Below are 16,800 nucleotides of genomic sequence, written 5' to 3' on the forward strand. Positions count from 1 at the left end.
AGGGGCATTGTGCACCATATGGGCATTATGATGCATCTATGGATGCGCATACGACCACGCTGGCGGCGGCCATTGGATCGCGAATCCGCCGCGAGCGTCAGTCGCGGGAGTGGACGTTGAACCGCCTGTCTGAGACGGCAGAGATCAGCCGACGACAGCTGGTGAACGTGGAGCAGGGCGAGGTGAACCCCAGCCTCGGCACACTGCTCGCATTGAGCGAAGCGCTCGGGATCCCCCTGGCGGCTCTCGTGGAGCCACCCACTGCCCGGCTTGTGAAAATCCACCGCTCCGGCGAGGGCACGGAGCTGTGGACCGGTCCTCACGGCGGACGGGCCGTGTTGCTGATCGGTACCCAGCCCCCTGACGTGGTGAACCTGTGGGACTGGCGACTGAACCCGGGTGAGCGACACGAGAGCAAAGCACACCCGCGCGGTTGTCGCGAGGTGCTTCATGTGGTTGCCGGAACAATCACCCTCGAAGTCGCCGAAGACCGTTACTCACTCGGCCCCGACGACTCCATCACCTTTCCGGGAGATGTGGGCCACGCCTACGCGAACGGATCGGCCGAGCCCTGCCACTTCTCCCTCACGGTGTATCAACCGCAACTCGGCGCGAACACAGGAGAGAGTAACGCTCATGCCTAACGAGGAGTCCCGTAAAACCCAAGCGGGGATGTTTACAGGGCTGAGTGCGTTCCCCCACACCCCTCTCCGCAACGATGCGTTCGACGAAGCCGCCTACGAACAGCTCCTTGAGCGCCTCGTCTCCGCGCAAGTCGACTCCATCACCGCACTTGGCTCGACCGGTTCCTACATGTATCTGGACCGTGACGAGCGACGACGGGTCGCGGCTTCCGCCGTTCAGCACGCGGGCAAAATTCCCGTGCTGGTGGGAATCGGCGCGCTCCGGACCTCACAAATGTTGCGCCACGCTGAGGATGCGCAACAGGCAGGTGCGAGCGCGGTACTTCTGGCGCCGGTGACCTACCAAGCCCTCGGCGATGACGAGGTATTCGGATTGTTCGAAGATGTCGCAGCCGACCTCTCGGTACCACTCGTGCTCTACGACAACCCGGGCACCACACGCGTCACCTTCACCGACGAGCTGTACGCTCGGATTGCGGCCTTGCCGCACGTCGCGTCAATCAAGATCCCGAGTATGCCCAGCGACGCGACCGAGGCCGCGGCCCGCGTCCAGACGATTCGCGATCACATCCCCGAGACCGTCACGGTCGGGATCTCGGGTGACAGTGCCGCCGCTCGCGGCTTGAACGCCGGATGCGATGCCTGGTACTCCGTCCTCGGCGGTACGCTCCCCGTGCTTGCCCAGACGATTACTCGCGCCGCGCTTGCCGGCGACCAGGAGACGGCGACGGCCGAGTCGAGGCGGCTAGCCCCCTTGTGGGACATGTTCGCCCGACACGGCAGCTACCGGGTGAGCGCAGCCATCGCCGAGCATCTCGGACTTGTCGCCCCTGACAGCCTCCCGCGCCCAGTTCGGGGACTCGACCCCCGCACCCGTGCTGAGGTCGCACGGATCATCGAGGATCTGAAAATCACTCTGGGAGAATGACGAGCGCCCACGGCCCGCACCCCCAACCGGCCTGGGGTTTGACCCGGTATGTCGCCGCGGCCACTCTGGCGCGCGCTGCCGACGGCGGGGCGGTCGTAGCCATCATCCTCATCGTCACCACCAGCAGCGCTCCCGGGTGGCTCGCCGGTTTGCTGGGGGCCAGTATCACGGCCCCGCATCTGCTTGGTCCTTTCATTGCCCGCAGACTTGATACCGCCCGCGACGGGCGAGTTGTCATCGCCCTTGCGTGCCTCATCCACGGCGCCACGCTCGCCTCGGCGGTGCTGCTGTACCCGGTGGTGTGGCCCGGGTTCACCGCACTACTCCTGTTCATCTCAGGTCTTTTCGGTCCGTTCCTCACTGGTGGCATCAGCAGTCGGCTCCCAGCTATCGCTGGCCCTCTCCGGCAGCACCAGCGCCGCGCCCAAGGCTGGGATGTCGCCTCCTACGGTCTCGGCGGCACTATCGGCCCCACCATCGTTGCCGTCATCTCCGTCTGGGCGACACCGACGGCCGCTGCGCTCGTTCTCGCGGGCGGCACCGTCGCCGCCGCGGTCCTCGTGCGACTTCTTCCGTATGCCCCACCGGCTTCCGCATCCTCGGATGTCCCGCGGCCTCTGCGCACTCTCCGGATCATGGCAACCTCTGGTCCGCTGCGACGCACCCTCTATCTCACGACCTTCGTCGCTGCGTCCGTCGCGGTGCTGCCAGTCGTGGCTGTGACGTCGACCCAGTATCTGGGGGCGCCGTCCGAGGCCGGGGCCCTGCTGACTGCGACCTATGGAATCGGCAGCCTGATCGGGTCGGCCGGAGTCATGGTGCGACCGCTGCGCGGCACCGCCGATGCCCTGATGACGCGTTGCACCCTCGCGGTAAGCGTTACGCTCTTCGCGGTCGTAGCGGCACCGAATCTCCCCCTGGGTGTCGCGGCTTACACACTCGCCGGCGTGGCGAACTCCTACCTTTTCGCCTCAACGCTCGCCGCGCGCACGGAATACTCCCCGCCAGCAGCGCGCGGTCAGATCTTCGTCTGGGTGGGGGCTGTCAAGATCACCGCCGGCTCAGCCGGGACCGCGACGGCCGGCGCGCTCATCAGCACGGCAACGCATCTCCCCACCATCCTTGCCGCCGCCATCACTCTCATCGCGGCGAGCCTTTCCGTTATCGACCGACGTGCACACAAGAGATGACCCACGCGTCGCGGTGCGTCCCGTCGATGCGCGGTCGAATTGGTCAGCCGCCCCGGCAGTCGGGATAGGCGCCGACGCATCAACGCTTCATTCAAAGGATCAGCGGCCGGTCTGTACTGCGCCGGTCTCAATCGCCTCCTGGTTGCGTTCCGAAGGGGCTAAGTTGCCCCACCTACGATGAGGCTGTGACCGAACCGATGGGAGTCCAGGTGATCGTGCAGCACAGCGACGGCCGGGTGCTGCTGCAACTGCGTGACGACAAGGCGGAAATCCCCTACCCGAACACCTGGTGCCTGCCTGGGGGCATGCGTGAGAAGGGTGAAGACGCGCTCGCCTGCGCGGTGCGCGAGCTCGAGGAGGAGATGGGTCTCATCGTGGCACCGGATGAGCTCACCCTCGTCGAGAGCCGTCTTCACTCGTACGGCCATGAGACCACCTTCGCGCTGCGCTTGGATGTTGACCCGGCCGCGGTGCAACTCACAGAGGGGCAGGCCATCGCGTTGTTCTCACGCACCGCAATCAACACGATGACGCTCGGCTACGACGACAACGACGTCCTGACCACCTACTTCGGCGGTCTGAGATGACGGAACCTGCCTAGGCCGGGCCGCGACGGCTGGTTCGAAGTCGAACCCCGCAGTGACGGCGCTGATGCCCCTCACTACGGAAAAACCGCGAAGGGAACGATACATCCGCCGTCGCAGATCGAACGACACGCCGGTCAAACACCTCAGGCCAGGACCTATTGCGGCCCTGACCTGGAGGAATGAGATACGGGGATGTTTTCCGTGAGATACGGGGATGACCCCATCGTGGCGAGTGAGGGATTCGAACCCCCGAATGCAATGCAGTCTGATTTACAGTCAGATCCCTTTGGCCGCTTGGGTAACTCGCCAGGTGCGCACCCGCCCGGCTTCGACAGTCGACCAGAGGCGCGAGAAACCACTCTACTATCCCCGCGGGGATGCGTCGAACCACGGTGGCGATCCGTTGAGCGGGAGGTCTCCGCGGCGATCCCGCCGGTGCGGAACCGGGTCGCGACCCGTCAGCGAGGGACCCCGGCGGTGATCCCCCGCGTGCGGGACCACGGCGACGATGGGCTCAGCGGGAGACCTCCGCGGCATCCATCACTCGGCCGACGAACTCCTTGGTGCGACGCTTCGTGCCGTCGATCTTGCGGTCCACGCTCGCACGGATCTCGCTCGGCGCGAGAGGAGCGGCGAGGCGCACGGTCTCGTGGCACGACATGTCGGCACAGATGTAGGTGCCGATGGTGTCACCGTGCTCGCCGGCGTCCCCTGCGCGGCGGGCGGTGAACAGTGACACCTGGTCGCCCGGCTGCATCGTGTGGCACAGGTTGCACATCGCCGACCGGGCGCGGGACTGCCCTTCGGCGGCGCGCAGCACGATGCCCGTCGGCACGCCCTGGTGCTCTGTCACGATGTAGCCGCGGCCACGGGTGCGCGGGTCTCGCCAGGCGAGGAAGTCGAGGTGGTCCCAATCGGCCAGCAGGAAGTCGGGCGGCAGAGAGATGATCCGCAGCTCGTCGGGGGTGGCATTGACGAATGCCGACCTGACCTCGTCCTCCGTGAGTGCTCGCATGGCATCCGAGTCTACGAGCGCGCGCAACGGCCGGGGCCGTGCGATTTCGAGGGGCTGCGCACGGAGGGCACGCGAATAGAATCGCTGCATGGCTGATTCTTCGTTCGACATCGTGTCCAAGATCGACCGGCAGGAAGCCGACAACGCGCTCAACCAGGCCCACAAAGAGGTCGAGCAGCGCTACGACTTCAAGGGCACCGACGCCTCGATCGCGTGGAGCGGCGAGTCGATCGTGATCAAGGCGAACTCCGAGGAGCGCGCCAACGCCGTGCTCGACGTGTTCCAGACCAAGCTGATCAAGCGCGGCATCTCGCTGAAGAGCCTCGAGAGCGGCGAGCCGACGCAGAGCGGCAAGGAGTACCGCATCACCTCCACGCTGAAAGAGGGGATCTCGCAGGAGGACGCGAAGAAGGTCAACAAGCTCATCCGCGACGAGGGCCCCAAGGGCGTGAAGTCGCAGATCCAGGGCGACGAGCTGCGCGTGCAGTCGAAGTCGCGCGACGATCTGCAAGAGGTGCAGCGCCTGCTCAAGGCGGCGGACCTCGACGTCGACCTGCAGTTCACGAACTACCGGTGAGCACCACCGTCTGAGGAGCGCACCATGGTCGTCCGCGTCGATCTGAACATCTCGCTCGACGGGGTGGCGATGCCCGCCGATCCCTCGCCCGAGAACCCCATGGGCGAAGACTGGGGCCGACTCGTCGCGGACTATATGGCGACGAAGACCTTCCGCGAGCGCGTCTTCGGCGACACCTCCGGCGCCGGCACCACCGGCGTCGACGATCGCTACGCCGCCGCGTATTTCGAGGGCGTCGGCGCGGAGGTCATGGGGGCGGCGATGTTCGGCCTCCATTCCTTCCCCGACGACCCCGACTGGCGCGGATGGTGGGGCGACGAGCCGCCGTTCCAGGTGCCCGTCATCGTGCTGACCCACCGCGAACGCGAGCCCATCTCCTTCGCCAACGGCACGCGCTTCGAATTCTCGTCGAAGAGCATCACGGATGCCGTGACCAGGGCGCGCGATCTCGCGGGCGGCGCCGACGTCCGGGTGGGCGGCGGCGTGTCCACCGTACGTGCGGCTCTCGCCGCCGACCTCGTGGATCGGCTCCACGTCGCGGTCCGACCCGTCATCCTCGGTCGCGGGGGCCGCTTGTGGGATGACCTGCGCGGACTCGACACCCGTTTCACCGTCACCTCCGAGGTGGCGGAGAGCGGGGTCGTGCACGTCACGTTCGCGCGATGAGCACCCCGCTCGATCCGCTCACCTGCCCGACCTGCGGAGATCCCCTGCGCTTCGAGATCCTCGACGACGAACGCTTCCTCGTCGCCTGGTCGTGCGTGAACTGCGGCCTCATCCGCACCACCGAACCGGTCTGACGCGACCCGTTCGAAGGCCCCCCGACGCGGCGAGTCATTTGGAGACTAGGGTTCGGACCGGAACCGTCAGAAGGAAACGTACCGCCCGTTATCGTGGAGCAGGAAGGATTGAGCACTCTCAGGAACAATGTAAGCAAGGAAGCCTGTGAAGGAATTTCCCGGGTACAGGGTCGGGCCGTCGCTCATTCGTGGCATGTCATCTCCCAGAAAGACGTACTCGCTGTCGTATCTATTTCCCTCGCCCGTTGCGAGGGACATGTCGTACTCGGCGAGGGAGGGCTCGACGCCGTCGACATCGATGCCCGTCATCGTCAGCTCGATGACGACATACTTGTATCCCGCCGGCGCCTCGTCGTTGAACTGATTCCACTCCCGGACCGCTTCACCCGCATTCGCGTTTACTATCTGAGCGGTCAGCGAATACTTTTCACCACCTAGCAGTCCCTTGGCGACATAGGGCTGCGGGAGCGGTCGCTCGACGGAACCGTCCGCGGCCGGCGCCGCAGGTGCCGAGGACTCCTCCTGCGCAGGAGAGGGCTCGACGGCCGGCGGGGTCGGGGTAGGGGTCGGTTCTGCCTCCTGCGGAGTCGGAGTGGCACTGACCTCGGCGCGCTCTTCGGCAACAGGGGCTTGTCGATTCGGCGAAGTCAGGACCGAGGTGAATGCAACTGTGACGACAAGACCAGTCAACAGAGCTACACCGCCGAGAGCGGTGCCGGTAACAGAGAGGGGCTTGCTCTGTCGTTTGACGAGTGCAAGCACACCGAGGCCAATCGCGGCCACCGCCGCCAGGAGTCCGAGCCAAGGTATGAGACCGGTGAGAAACGCAACGATGCCTACTACGAGGGCTGCAAGGGCCAGCCCCTTCGACTGGCTGCCCTGCGCAGTCGTCGCCTCCATCGTCGCGTGACCCTGTGACGGTTCCTGCCACTGCGTCCCATCCCAGTAGCGTTGTTCCCCATTCGCGTGCGGAGCTGCATACCAGCCGGCCGGCGGCGTACTCGACATAATTCCCCCATGGTGTCCGAGCGGCGCGACTCCGCGCCCTGACTGCAGAATATCCGAACACACCTCGACGGGCCGCGCCCACCACAAGCACGCGACGTCAGACATTCGCGATGGCTCGGATGTGAGGATTAAGTGGCGTCGCCACCTCTTGCGAGGGCCGTGGTCAGTTGATGATCTCGGCGTTCTCGTCGCGCATCGTGGTGAGACGCTCGCGCCACGCGGCGAGCGCCTCGGGGGTGAGCGCGGTCCAGTCGTCGCGCTCCGCGACGATCCGCAGCGGCGCGAGCGAGCGGAACGACCGTGTGGGGTTGCCGGGGAACTTCTTGTCGGTGACGTTCGGGTCGTTCTCGAACGGGCCCGTCGGCTCGACCTCGTAGACGCGCGGCGGGCCGTCGCCGGTGATGATCTCCGCCGCGAGGCCCGCGCCGTCCAGGAGGGCGGTGAAGTAGATGTGGTTCATCACGATCTCGGGCCGGTAGTTCGAGCGGAATCCGGGCGTGAGCAGATCGCCCACGCCGAGCTCGGCGCGCGTCCCGTGGAAGAACGGTCCCGGATCGAGGACGTCGCTCATGCTCGGCCCTCGCCGCGCAGCGCGGCATCCGTCCATTCCACGCACGTGATCTCGCCGCGCGCGACGGCTTCTTCGCGCTGGCGCAGTTCGACGCGGCGGATCTTGCCCGAAATCGTCTTGGGGAGCTCGAAGAACTCCACCCGTCGCACCCGCTGGAACGGTGCGAGCCTCTCCCGCGCGAAGCGCAGGATGTCGAGCGCGACCTCCTCGCCTGCTTCCCGCCCGCCGGCCAGCGCGATGTACGCCTTCGGAACCGCGAGCCGCAGCTCGTCGGGGGCGGGGACAACCGCCGCCTCGACGACGGCGGGGTGCTCGATGAGGACGCTCTCGAGTTCGAAGGGACTGATCTTGTAGTCCGAGGCCTTGAACACGTCGTCGGTGCGACCGATGTAGGTGATGCTGCCGGTCTCGTCGCGCCGCGCCACGTCGCCGGTGTGGAACAGCCCGTCGGCGAACGCCTCGGCGTTGCGCGCGACGTCGCCGACGTAACCGGTCATGAGGTTCAGGGGTCGTTCGGTGAGGTCGAGGCAGATCTCGCCCTCGTCGGTCGGAACGCCCGTCACCGGATCGATCAGCACGACCGGGCACCCTGGCAGGGGCCGCCCCATCGAGCCCGGCACGACCGGGACCCCCGGGGTGTTCGCCACGATCGCGGTCATCTCGGTCTGTCCGTACCCGTCGCGGATCTCGAGCCCCCACGTGCGCTGCACCGACGCGATCACCTCGGGGTTGAGGGGCTCGCCCGCCGAGACGACTTCGCGAAGCGCCCCGCGCCGGCCGGTGAGGTCGGACTGGATCAGCATGCGCCACACGGTCGGCGGCGCGCAGAAGGTCGTCACCCGGTCCGCCTCGAGCTCCGCCAGCAGCCGCTCCGCCGAGAACCGCGAGTAGTTCAGCGCGAGCACCGTCGCCCCCGCGATCCAGGGCGCGAAGAACAGGCTCCACGCGTGCTTCGCCCACCCGGGCGAGCTGATGGCGAGGTGTACGTCGCCGGGCTGCAGCCCGAGCCAGTACATCGTGCTGAGGTGGCCGACCGGGTACGACGCGTGCGTGTGCTCGACGAGTTTCGGCTTCGACGTGGTTCCGGAGGTGAAGTAGAGCAGCAGGCGATCGTCGGCGGTGGTTCCCGGATGCCGTGCCGGCTCGGCATCCGTGTCGAAAGCGTCGTCGTACGACGCCCAACCGGCGTGCGCACCTCCTACCACGATGCGTCCGAGGCCCTCGGGAAGGTCGTCGAACTTGTCGGCCTCCGCCGCCCCGACGATGACGTGCCGGATCTCGGCACGCTGGATGCGGTCGCCGAGGTCGGTCGTGCCCAGGGCGGTCGTGGTCGGTGCGATCACTCCGCCGAGCTTCATGATCGCGAGCATCGCCTCCCAGAGCTCCACCTGGTTGTCGAGCATGAGCAGCACGGTCTCGCCGCGACGGACACCTCGGGATGCCAACCACGCCGCGACCTGATCGGATCGGCGTGCGAGGTCGTCGAACGTGCGCCGGTGGTGGGTGCCGTCATCGTCGACGACGATCAGCGCGGGTGCCTCGTTGCCGCGCGCCATCGGGTCGAACCAGTCGATCGCCCAGTTGAACAGTCCCTCGAACCGTGGCCAGGTGAATGCCGCCGCCCGCTCGGGGTCGGTGCGCGCCGCCAGCAGTTCGTCGCGCGCGGTCCGGTATCGCTCGGTGGCGGACGCGTCGGTGGGGGTCATGGTGCTCCTTCGCTCGCGTCCACGCTAGCCCTCCGTTCCGACGTGCGTCCCGAACGGCCCTCGAGTCGGGTCGCGTCACCGACGCTCAGTCGCGGAGGTGCTGCGCCAGGTCGGCGATCTCGTCGAGGTGCACGCGCATGGCCGCCTCCGCGGCATCCGGATTCGCCGCTCGCAGAGCACGGAGGATGCGGGCGTGCCCCTCGTGCGAGAGACGGCGGCCACCGGCGGCGACGTGCGAGAAGAGCCGCGCCTCGAGGGTCCACGACACCGTCAGCTCACTGAGGGAGGCGAGGAGCGGATTGCGCGTGGCCGCGGCGACGCCGGCGTGGAAGGCGATGTCGAGCTGCACCGACCGCTCGCCGTCGAGTACGGTGCTCGATTCCGCGACGACCGCGGCGAGCGCATCGAGCTCGGCATCGTCGATACGGCCCGCGGCGAGACGGGCGATCTGCGGCTCGACGACGGTTCGGAACTCGGATGCCGCGGCGATGGAGGTCTGTTCGTCGTCGCTCCACGAGGCGAGGACGGCCGTGATCGGCACGCGCGCGCTCACCCGGGTGCCGCTGCCCTGGCGCCTCTCGATGAGCCCCGCCGACTGCAGGCGCAGCAACGCCTCGCGCACCGCCGATCGCGAGACGACCAGCTGCTCGGCCAGTTCGCGCTCGGTGGCGAGCCTGTCGCCGGGTTTCAGGACCCCCGCCAAGATCAGGGCGCGCAGCCGCGCGACGATCTCTTCGTGCACCGAGCCGCCGTGCCGCTCCAGCGGCGCCAGCGCCGTGTGATCGCTCATCGATCCTCCCGCCCTCATCTTTCCAGCAGCTTCGCGACGACGACGACCGATTGGTCGGACCGTAACGCCCACGAAACACCGCGAAAGGCTGATCGAAACCCTCACCTCCCACAATTGGACCGACCAAGGGCAATCTGCGGAGGAGCGGCGATGACGGACGACGACAGCACGAACGGCGGTCGCGGTCTCGCGACGACCTGGCGGGTCCTCCGTCATCCGGCGAGCCTGATCGCCCTCGCGGCGGTGCTGGGGATCGTCTTCGGCCTCGCCACCGGCGAGTGGGCCGCGAATCTCAAGTTCGTCGGCGACCTGTTCATCCGTCTCATCCAGATGGCGATCGTTCCGCTCGTGATGGCCTCGGTGATCGTGGCGACCGGCTCCATGACCGGGTCGGGGATGGGACGTCTCGCCGGACGCACGTTCGCGTGGATGGTCGGTTTCTCGGTCGTCGCCGCGATCGTCGGCTGGGCTCTCGCGACGCTCGTCCAGCCCGGGACCGGTATCGACTACTCCGGCGCGGTCGACCCCGCCCTGCAGGAGGCCGCCGAGCCCGCGGGCTGGCAGGAGACCGTGCTCGGCTTCGTGTCGACGAACATCTTCAACGCGATGTCGACCGCGAGCATGCTGCCGATCATCGTCTTCTCGCTGTTGTTCGGACTCGCCCTCAACGGCTACGTCCGCACGACCGGCAACAGACTCGTCGTGACCCTGCTCGACCAGCTGCAGCAGGTCATCCTCGGGATGATCCGCCTGGTCATGCGCATCGCACCGATCGGGGTGTTCTGCCTCTTGGCCGCCCTCGCCGGCGATGTCGGCTTCGCGGTGGTCACCACGGCCCTGGCCTACCTGGGATCGACCCTCGCCGGAGTGCTCATCGTCACGGCGCTCTTCGTCGTCGTCGTCGCGTTGCGCACCCGCCTCAACCCGGCGGCCCTCCCCGGCAAGCTCGCCGAGCAGACGGTCATCGCCGTCACGACGACGAGCTCGGCAGTGACCTTCCCCACGGTGTTGAAGAACGCGGTCGAGAAGGTCGGCATCAGCCAGCGCGTGGCGAACTTCACCCTGTCGGTGGGCTTGACCATGGGCTCGTACGGCGCGGTGCTGAACTACACGATCGTCATCCTCTTCCTCGCTCAGGCCGGACGGGTGGAGCTGACCCCCGGGCAGATCATCCTCGGCATGGCGCTGGCGATCATGCTCAACATGGGCACCATCACCGTCCCGGGCGGCTTCGCCGTCGCCGCGACCTTCCTCGCCACCTCGCTCGGACTGCCGCTCGAGGCGGTCGGACTCCTGATCGCCGTCGACTGGTTCACCGGCATCTTCCGCACCTTCCTCAACGTCAACGGCGACACGATGATCGCGATGCTCGTCGCCAACGGCACCGACGAGATCGACCGCGACGTGTACGCCGGGCGCAAGAGCGTCACCGCGACCACCGCGGACGACGCGGAGCTCTCGGAGAAGTTCGCCGCCGCCGACCGCGCCGACTGACCCGTCGGCCCCGCGCGGAGGGTCGCTTCGTGGGCCCTCCGCGGTCGCGAAGCGGGGCAGGGCCACCCCGCCGAGGATCACGGATGCCGCGGCGGCGGCGATCGCCCGATCGCATCCCCCGCGGGGATGACATCGAGACCCTCCCCCGGCCGACGCGCCCGCGGGACCCACCGACCTACCGTGAAGACATGCACCCCCGACAGTGGTTGGTCCCCGCGCTCCTCGTCGCCGTCTCGTCGCTCGTCCTGGGCGGCCTGACCAGCTACGGACAGACCGTTCTGCCGGACTCCCTGCATTCGTTCGCCAACTCGGCCGGCGGCTGGACGATCCTGACGTTCGGCCTCGTGTGGCTCTCGCGGGTGCGGCCACCGGTGGGCGCGGCACTCGGCCTCGTGTCGTTCGTCCTACTCGTCGAGGGCTACCGGATCGTCTCGGGCTGGCGGGGCTACTACTACGCCGAACCGCTCCAGGACACCTTCACGATCGTCGGGCTGCTGGCGGGACCGATCGTCGGAGTCTCCGCCGCGCTGGTGCGCTCGGGCCCGGCGTCGTGGAAGCCGCTGGTGGCCGCCCCCGTCGCGGCGGTGCTGATCGGTGAGGGCGTCTACGGCCTCACCGTCGTCGCGGCGACCACGAGTCCCGTGTACTGAACCCTGCAGATCGTGCTCGGCGTGGCTCTGCTCACCGCCACCGCCGTGGCCGCCCGCCCCCGCGTCGCGCCGATCGTCCTCGGAGGCCTCGCCACCGCCGGCGGGTCAGCGGCCTTCATCGCCTTCTACGTGTGGCTGGGCCAGCTCGGTTCGTCCGTCTGACGCGGCCGACCCTGCTGAAGGCGACGCCCACAGCGCCCGTCCGAGCTCACGCCCGCGCCGGACTCCGGAGGACGACGACCGAAGCCGGGGCCCGAGCGGCAGGCGGGGCGCCGCCACCCGTCGTCTCCGGGTCGCGCACACCCCGGACGGATCAGCGCCCGGCCGTCGCCCCCTCGCGCGCCTGACGTTCCTTCGCGCGCTCCAGTGCCCGCTTCCGCGCGTTACGGGCGTCCTCCTCGAGTTTCTCGGCCTTCGCCTCGTCGCGCGTGAGGTTCTCGCCCGTCTCGGGGTCGAAGAGGTGGAGCGAATCGGGTGAGAACCACAGGCGCGCCGTGTCGCCCGCGCGGATCGCGCTCATGGCATCCAGTGCCACGACGAGCTCGGTGCGCAGACTCTCGCCGTCGAGGTCGCGGTCGAGTTCCGAGAGCTTGTCCTTCACCGTCGCGTCGGTCTCGTACGGCACGTACGCGTACAGCACCTCGCCGAGCCACTCGGTCATCTCGATGTCGAGATCGACGGTGATGCCCCCGGAGAGATCGCGCTCGGTGGAGTCGGCGTCTTCGAACGCGTCGGGGCGCACCCCCACGATCACGAGGTCGCGACCCTCGACGGCCTTGCGGAGGCGGTCGTCGATCGGCACGTCGGCGATCGGCAGGCGCAGGGTATCGCCGTCGACGGTGCCGCTGAGGAAGTTCATGGGGGGCGATCCGATGAAGCCCGCGACGAAGAGGTTCACCGGCTGGTCGTAGAGCCCGCGGGGGCTCGCGACCTGCTGCAGCTCCCCGCGGCGGAGCACCGCGACGCGGTCGCCGAGGGTCATCGCCTCGGTCTGGTCGTGGGTGACGTAGACGGTGGTGATGCCGAGCGAGCGCTGCAGGCGCGCGATCTCGGTGCGCATCTGCCCGCGCAGCTTCGCGTCGAGGTTCGACAGCGGCTCATCGAAGAGGAACGCGCTGGCGTTGCGCACGATCGCACGACCCATCGCCACACGTTGACGTTGGCCGCCGGAGAGGTTGGCGGGCTTCCGCTGGAGGTGCTCGTCGAGTTCGAGCAGCTTCGACGCGCGGCGCACGCGCTCGTCGATCTCGTCGTCGCTGAGGTCGCTCGACTTGAGCCGCATGGGGAAGGCGATGTTCTCGTACACGGTGAGGTGGGGGTACAGCGCGTAGTTCTGGAACACCATCGCGAGGTTGCGGTCCTTCGGCGCCTTGTCGTTGACCACGTCGCCTGCGATCTTCAGTTCGCCGTCGGAGATGTCCTCCAGGCCGACGATCATGCGCAGCAGCGTCGACTTGCCGCAGCCCGAGGGCCCGACGAGGATCACGAACTCGCCGTCTGCGATGTCGAGGTCGACGCCCTTGACCGCCGTGAAACCGTCGTCGTAGGTCTTGACGATCTTGTTCAGAGTGATGGATGCCATGAGCTCTCTCCTCGTTCCTCGACCCCGCCCTCGGCGGTTCTGTTGCGCGCGATGGATGCCACCGGACGGCCCCGTTATCCCTTGACCGCGCCCTGCGTCAGACCGGACACGATCCGACGCTGGAAGATGACGACGACGATCACGATGGGGATCGTCACCACGATGGCGGCGGCCGAGATGGCGCCGGTGGGTTCTTCGAACTGCGAGGCCCCGGTGAAGAACGACAGGGCCGCCGGCACCGGGCGGGCGGCATCCGTCGAGGTCAGAGAGATGCCGTAGACGAAGTCGTTCCACGCGATGAAGAAGGCGATGATCGCGGTGGTGAACACGCCCGGCGCTGCGAGCGGCACGACGGTCTTGCGGAACGCTTCGAACGGGGTCGCGCCGTCGACCTGTGCCGCCTGCTCGAGCTCCCACGGGATCTGGCGGAAGAAGGCCGCGAGGGTCCAGATCGAGATCGGGAGCGTCAGCGACAGGTAGGGGATGATCAGCCCGAGCCACGTGTCGTAGAGGCCGACGACGCGCCACAGGTTGAACAGCGGCGTGACGATCGAGACGATCGGGAACACCGACACCGCGAGCGCCGTGGTGAGGATGATGCGCTTTCCCGGAAAGTCGAGCCGTGCGATCGCGTACGCGCAGAGCGTCGCCAGCACCACCGCGATGAAGGTCGCGATGAGGGAGATGCCGATCGAGTTGCGAAGGGCCGGCAGGAAAAGATCCTGCGCGCTGCCGCCCGGGGCGAGGATCGTGGCGTAGTTGTCGAGCGTCCACTCCTGCGGGATGAGCGTGCCCGAGAAGAGGCCGGCCTGCGTCTTGAACGACGTCATCAGGATCGAGAACACGGGGAACAGCGACCACACGAGCACGGCCGCGATGATCGCGAGCCACATGATCCGCTGGGGCCAGGTCATCGCGCGCATCAGCAGCACACTCCTTCACACCGCTCGCTCACGAGTTCTTCCCCGCCGACAGATCCACTTTGAAGCCCTTGATGAAGATGCCCGCGATGATGAGGACGCTCAGGAAGAGCAGCACCGAGATCGCCGACCCGAGGCCGATCTCGAGCCGACCGATCGAGGTGTTGTACGCCAGCAGCGACAGCGCCTCGGTGTTGTTGGCACCCGCGGTCATGATGAAGATGTTGTCGAAGATGCGGAACGCCTCGAGGGTGCGGAAGAGCACCGCGACCATGATCGCCGCCTTCATGTTCGGAAGGATGACGCGGCGCAGCACCTCCCAGCCGGTGGCGCCGTCGACCTTCGCCGCCTCCTCGAGGTCGCCCGGCACCTGTGCCAGGCCCGACAGCAACAGCAGGGAGATGAAGGGAGTGGTCTTCCACACCTCGCTGAGGATGATCACGGTCAGCGAGGTGCCCTGGTATGCGAACCAGTTCAGGTTCTCGTCGAAGCCGGGGATCCACGCCAGCCAGCTGTTGACGTACCCGCCGGAGTTGATGTCGAAGGCGTAGAAGAACGCAAAGGCCGAGACGACCGTGATGATGCCGTAGGGCACGAGGATCGCCGTGCGGGCGAAGCCGCGCAGCTTCTTGATCGCGCGGTGCATGACGAGGGCGAACCCGAAGCCGATGATCAGTTCGAGCAGCACCGTGACGACGGTGATGAACAGCGTCACCCCCATCGACTGCCAGAACGCCGGGTCGCTCAGGATCACCGCGTAGTTGCGGAACCAGATGAACTCGCGGTCGTCCGGCGCGGTCAGACGCAGGCTGAACAGCGAATCCCACAGCGCTTGGACGATCGGGTACAGCGTGACCAGCAGCATGATCCCGAACGCGGGGCCCGCGAGCATCCATCCCAGGCGCGCCTCGGCGCGGGCACGATCGGAGCGGCGCTTCTTCGTCGGCTTCGCCGCCTCGGCGGCCTCGTGCCGCCTCCCGGCGCGGGTCCGTGTGGTCTCGCTCACAGCAGTCGCTCCCCTCTGAGCACCGCGAGGATGAAGTCCGTCGACGACTGCGGCGTCGCATCCGGGTTCACCGCGTTGGGCGGATGCCAGGTGCGCTGCAGTCCGATCGAGATCTCGTTGTAGTACGGCGTCTGCGGCCGCGGCGCCCCGAGCTGGAGCGACTCGGCGATGGTGTCGGCCATCGGGAACTTCTCGGTGACTTCGGCGTCGTCGTACGCGGCGAGGTTCGAGGGCGGGTTGCCGTTGGTGACGAAGTACCGGGCCTGGTTCTCGGGGCTGACGATGCACGCCACCGCCTGCCAGGCGAGGTCGACGTTCTCGCTGTACGCACCGACACCGAGGTTGATCCCGCCGACGGGCGGGGCCGCCGGGGTCCCGGCATCCACGCGGGGGTAGACCGCCCACCCGAGGTCGTCCACGACGTCGGGGGCCGCGCCCTGCATGGCCGGGTAGACGAAGGGCCAGTTGACCATGAAAGAGCCTTTGTCGCCCTGGAAGAGGTTCATGCTCGCGTTCTCGTCGGCGGTCGGAAGTCCCGGACCCCCGAGGCCCGACGAACCGATGCGACCGATGATGTCGGCGGCCTTCCTGCCGGCGTCCGAGTCCAGCCCGAGCTGCATCTCGTCGGGTTTCGCCTCGGGGTCCTCGAGGATCTTGCCGCCCCCGGATGCCACGAGCGCGTTGATCCAAACGGTCATCGACTCCGCGAGCGCCCCCTGGACCCCGAGCTGCTTGCCCTGGTCCTCGGCCGCCTGCATGATCTGGTCCCAGGTCACCGGCTGCGTCATGTCGAGACCCGCGGCCTCGGCGACCGACTTGCGGTACCAGAGCAGCTGCGTGTTGGCCCAGAACGGCACCGTGACCAGCTCGCCGTTCCAGCTGGCCGACTGCACGGCTCCCTGCACGACGCCGTCGGTGTTCTGCAGGTCGGTGGGCACCGGTGCGAGGAAACCGGGCTCGGCGAGCTCGGGGATGAACGGCGGGTCCAGGCTCATGATGTCGAGCGAGCGATCGCTCGCCGCGAGGCGCCGGGCGAGCTGTTCGCGCTGCGAGGCCGCATCGCGGGGCAGCAGCGACGTCTCGATGCGGTACGCGCCGTCCGCGGCCTCGGTGCAGGATGCCGCGATCTCGGCCTGTCCGCCGTCGTCGGGGTTGATGTACCAGGTGAGGGTCGGCACCCCGTCACCGGCCGAACACGCACCGAGCGTCCCCGCCAGGACGAGGGCGGAGGCCCCGGCCACGATCCGTCTCACCGTTCGCATCCGGCCCCCTCGCCTCGGTCGGGAGCGTCTCGGCTCCCTCGTCGTGGATTCCATCCTGCCGAGGCGCACG

General features: G+C 67.7%; 19 protein-coding genes, 1 tRNA gene and 1 pseudogene. 10 read left to right on the plus strand and 11 right to left on the minus strand.

Annotated elements, in window-relative coordinates:
* Positions 1-38 precede the first annotated feature (38 nt).
* The 4 genes from QRO03_RS04265 (at position 39) to QRO03_RS04280 (ending at position 3,349) form a co-directional block, all read left to right on the plus strand.
* Positions 39-644 (plus strand): helix-turn-helix domain-containing protein, encoded by a 606-nt coding sequence (locus QRO03_RS04265; RefSeq protein WP_285136275.1) that lies wholly within the window; start codon positions 39-41, stop codon positions 642-644.
* A gap of 28 nt (positions 645-672) precedes the next feature.
* Complete coding sequence (locus QRO03_RS04270) at positions 673-1,572, plus strand: dihydrodipicolinate synthase family protein (protein ID WP_285136445.1); 900 nt, start codon at positions 673-675, stop codon at positions 1,570-1,572.
* Complete coding sequence (locus QRO03_RS04275) at positions 1,569-2,762, plus strand: MFS transporter (RefSeq protein ID WP_285136276.1); 1,194 nt, start codon at positions 1,569-1,571, stop codon at positions 2,760-2,762. The genes QRO03_RS04270 and QRO03_RS04275 overlap by 4 nt, the downstream gene beginning before the upstream one ends.
* A gap of 185 nt (positions 2,763-2,947) precedes the next feature.
* On the plus strand, positions 2,948-3,349 hold the full coding sequence (locus tag QRO03_RS04280; protein ID WP_285136277.1) for an NUDIX hydrolase: 402 nt from the start codon (positions 2,948-2,950) through the stop codon (positions 3,347-3,349).
* Between the two features lie 226 nt (positions 3,350-3,575).
* On the opposite strand, the gene QRO03_RS04285 is transcribed toward QRO03_RS04280, so the two are convergent.
* Positions 3,576-3,657: transfer RNA gene (locus QRO03_RS04285), tRNA-Tyr, on the minus strand.
* 206 nt (positions 3,658-3,863) lie between these two features.
* Positions 3,864-4,364 carry an FBP domain-containing protein gene (locus QRO03_RS04290; protein ID WP_285136278.1) on the minus strand — a complete coding sequence of 167 codons (501 nt, stop codon included), beginning with the start codon at positions 4,362-4,364 and terminating at the stop codon, positions 3,864-3,866.
* A gap of 88 nt (positions 4,365-4,452) precedes the next feature.
* Here QRO03_RS04290 and QRO03_RS04295 point away from each other — a divergent pair, with 88 nt between their 5' ends.
* The 3 genes from QRO03_RS04295 to QRO03_RS04305 are packed head-to-tail and all read left to right on the plus strand — an operon-like array spanning position 4,453 to position 5,741.
* Complete coding sequence (locus tag QRO03_RS04295) at positions 4,453-4,941, plus strand: YajQ family cyclic di-GMP-binding protein (protein WP_285136279.1); 489 nt, start codon at positions 4,453-4,455, stop codon at positions 4,939-4,941.
* 24 nt (positions 4,942-4,965) lie between these two features.
* The gene (locus QRO03_RS04300; RefSeq protein ID WP_285136281.1) at positions 4,966-5,607 is read left to right on the plus strand and encodes a dihydrofolate reductase family protein; all 642 of its coding nucleotides are present in this window, start codon (positions 4,966-4,968) and stop codon (positions 5,605-5,607) included.
* Positions 5,604-5,741 (plus strand): hypothetical protein, encoded by a 138-nt coding sequence (locus tag QRO03_RS04305; protein WP_243223856.1) that lies wholly within the window; start codon positions 5,604-5,606, stop codon positions 5,739-5,741. The genes QRO03_RS04300 and QRO03_RS04305 overlap by 4 nt, the downstream gene beginning before the upstream one ends.
* A 66-nt stretch (positions 5,742-5,807) precedes the next feature.
* On the opposite strand, the gene QRO03_RS04310 is transcribed toward QRO03_RS04305, so the two are convergent.
* The 5 genes and pseudogenes from QRO03_RS04310 to QRO03_RS04325 form a co-directional block, all read right to left on the minus strand.
* A complete protein-coding gene (locus QRO03_RS04310) occupies positions 5,808-6,641 on the minus strand; it encodes a DUF4190 domain-containing protein (protein WP_285136282.1) in 834 nt (277 codons plus the stop codon).
* A gap of 27 nt (positions 6,642-6,668) precedes the next feature.
* Positions 6,669-6,854 (minus strand): annotated as a pseudogene (locus QRO03_RS16360) (DUF2510 domain-containing protein); the annotation flags it as partial.
* Between the two features lie 58 nt (positions 6,855-6,912).
* Complete coding sequence (gene arr / locus QRO03_RS04315) at positions 6,913-7,320, minus strand: NAD(+)--rifampin ADP-ribosyltransferase (RefSeq protein ID WP_285136283.1); 408 nt, start codon at positions 7,318-7,320, stop codon at positions 6,913-6,915.
* Positions 7,317-9,026, minus strand: coding sequence for an AMP-binding protein (locus QRO03_RS04320; protein WP_285136284.1), 1,710 nt, complete (start codon positions 9,024-9,026; stop codon positions 7,317-7,319). Before QRO03_RS04320 ends, arr begins: the two co-directional genes overlap by 4 nt.
* Positions 9,027-9,111: 85 nt before the next feature.
* Positions 9,112-9,816: a FadR/GntR family transcriptional regulator gene (locus QRO03_RS04325; protein ID WP_285136285.1), complete on the minus strand. Its 705-nt coding sequence runs from the start codon at positions 9,814-9,816 to the stop codon at positions 9,112-9,114.
* Between the two features lie 150 nt (positions 9,817-9,966).
* Here QRO03_RS04325 and QRO03_RS04330 point away from each other — a divergent pair, with 150 nt between their 5' ends.
* The 3 genes from QRO03_RS04330 to QRO03_RS04340 all read left to right on the plus strand — a co-directional run bounded on the left by QRO03_RS04330 (position 9,967) and on the right by QRO03_RS04340 (position 12,122).
* Positions 9,967-11,310, plus strand: coding sequence for a dicarboxylate/amino acid:cation symporter (locus tag QRO03_RS04330; protein ID WP_285136286.1), 1,344 nt, complete (start codon positions 9,967-9,969; stop codon positions 11,308-11,310).
* A 188-nt stretch (positions 11,311-11,498) separates the two neighbouring features.
* Positions 11,499-11,960 (plus strand): DUF6518 family protein, encoded by a 462-nt coding sequence (locus QRO03_RS04335; protein ID WP_285136287.1) that lies wholly within the window; start codon positions 11,499-11,501, stop codon positions 11,958-11,960.
* A 21-nt stretch (positions 11,961-11,981) separates the two neighbouring features.
* Positions 11,982-12,122, plus strand: coding sequence for a hypothetical protein (locus tag QRO03_RS04340; RefSeq protein WP_285136288.1), 141 nt, complete (start codon positions 11,982-11,984; stop codon positions 12,120-12,122).
* Positions 12,123-12,273: 151 nt separating this feature from the next.
* On the opposite strand, the gene QRO03_RS04345 is transcribed toward QRO03_RS04340, so the two are convergent.
* The 4 genes from QRO03_RS04345 to QRO03_RS04360 all read right to left on the minus strand — a co-directional run bounded on the left by QRO03_RS04345 (position 12,274) and on the right by QRO03_RS04360 (position 16,730).
* Complete coding sequence (locus QRO03_RS04345) at positions 12,274-13,542, minus strand: ABC transporter ATP-binding protein (RefSeq protein WP_285136289.1); 1,269 nt, start codon at positions 13,540-13,542, stop codon at positions 12,274-12,276.
* Between the two features lie 74 nt (positions 13,543-13,616).
* Complete coding sequence (locus QRO03_RS04350; RefSeq protein ID WP_285136290.1) at positions 13,617-14,465, minus strand: carbohydrate ABC transporter permease; 849 nt, start codon at positions 14,463-14,465, stop codon at positions 13,617-13,619.
* 28 nt (positions 14,466-14,493) lie between these two features.
* Positions 14,494-15,468 carry a carbohydrate ABC transporter permease gene (locus tag QRO03_RS04355; RefSeq protein WP_285136291.1) on the minus strand — a complete coding sequence of 325 codons (975 nt, stop codon included), beginning with the start codon at positions 15,466-15,468 and terminating at the stop codon, positions 14,494-14,496.
* Positions 15,465-16,730: a sugar ABC transporter substrate-binding protein gene (locus QRO03_RS04360; RefSeq protein WP_285136292.1), complete on the minus strand. Its 1,266-nt coding sequence runs from the start codon at positions 16,728-16,730 to the stop codon at positions 15,465-15,467. The genes QRO03_RS04355 and QRO03_RS04360 overlap by 4 nt, the downstream gene beginning before the upstream one ends.
* Positions 16,731-16,800 lie beyond the last annotated feature (70 nt).

It is taken from the genome of Microbacterium sp. lyk4-40-TSB-66, from assembly GCF_030209475.1.
Lineage (GTDB): Bacteria > Actinomycetota > Actinomycetes > Actinomycetales > Microbacteriaceae > Microbacterium.

Bases quoted from the DNA above. Each gene is read 5' to 3' on its own strand.
- QRO03_RS04265 (WP_285136275.1), top strand. From the start codon at position 39: ATGGATGCGCATACGACCACGCTGGCGGCGGCCATTGGATCGCGAATC.
- QRO03_RS04270 (WP_285136445.1), top strand. From the start codon at position 673: ATGTTTACAGGGCTGAGTGCGTTCCCCCACACCCCTCTCCGCAACGAT.
- QRO03_RS04275 (WP_285136276.1), top strand. From the start codon at position 1,569: ATGACGAGCGCCCACGGCCCGCACCCCCAACCGGCCTGGGGTTTGACC.
- QRO03_RS04290 (WP_285136278.1), bottom strand. From the start codon at position 4,364: ATGCGAGCACTCACGGAGGACGAGGTCAGGTCGGCATTCGTCAATGCC.
- QRO03_RS04295 (WP_285136279.1), top strand. From the start codon at position 4,453: ATGGCTGATTCTTCGTTCGACATCGTGTCCAAGATCGACCGGCAGGAA.
- QRO03_RS04300 (WP_285136281.1), top strand. From the start codon at position 4,966: ATGGTCGTCCGCGTCGATCTGAACATCTCGCTCGACGGGGTGGCGATG.
- QRO03_RS04305 (WP_243223856.1), top strand. From the start codon at position 5,604: ATGAGCACCCCGCTCGATCCGCTCACCTGCCCGACCTGCGGAGATCCC.
- QRO03_RS04310 (WP_285136282.1), bottom strand. From the start codon at position 6,641: ATGGAGGCGACGACTGCGCAGGGCAGCCAGTCGAAGGGGCTGGCCCTT.
- arr (WP_285136283.1), bottom strand. From the start codon at position 7,320: ATGAGCGACGTCCTCGATCCGGGACCGTTCTTCCACGGGACGCGCGCC.
- QRO03_RS04320 (WP_285136284.1), bottom strand. From the start codon at position 9,026: ATGACCCCCACCGACGCGTCCGCCACCGAGCGATACCGGACCGCGCGC.
- QRO03_RS04325 (WP_285136285.1), bottom strand. From the start codon at position 9,816: ATGAGCGATCACACGGCGCTGGCGCCGCTGGAGCGGCACGGCGGCTCG.
- QRO03_RS04330 (WP_285136286.1), top strand. From the start codon at position 9,967: ATGACGGACGACGACAGCACGAACGGCGGTCGCGGTCTCGCGACGACC.
- QRO03_RS04335 (WP_285136287.1), top strand. From the start codon at position 11,499: ATGCACCCCCGACAGTGGTTGGTCCCCGCGCTCCTCGTCGCCGTCTCG.
- QRO03_RS04345 (WP_285136289.1), bottom strand. From the start codon at position 13,542: ATGGCATCCATCACTCTGAACAAGATCGTCAAGACCTACGACGACGGT.
- QRO03_RS04350 (WP_285136290.1), bottom strand. From the start codon at position 14,465: ATGCGCGCGATGACCTGGCCCCAGCGGATCATGTGGCTCGCGATCATC.
- QRO03_RS04360 (WP_285136292.1), bottom strand. From the start codon at position 16,730: ATGCGAACGGTGAGACGGATCGTGGCCGGGGCCTCCGCCCTCGTCCTG.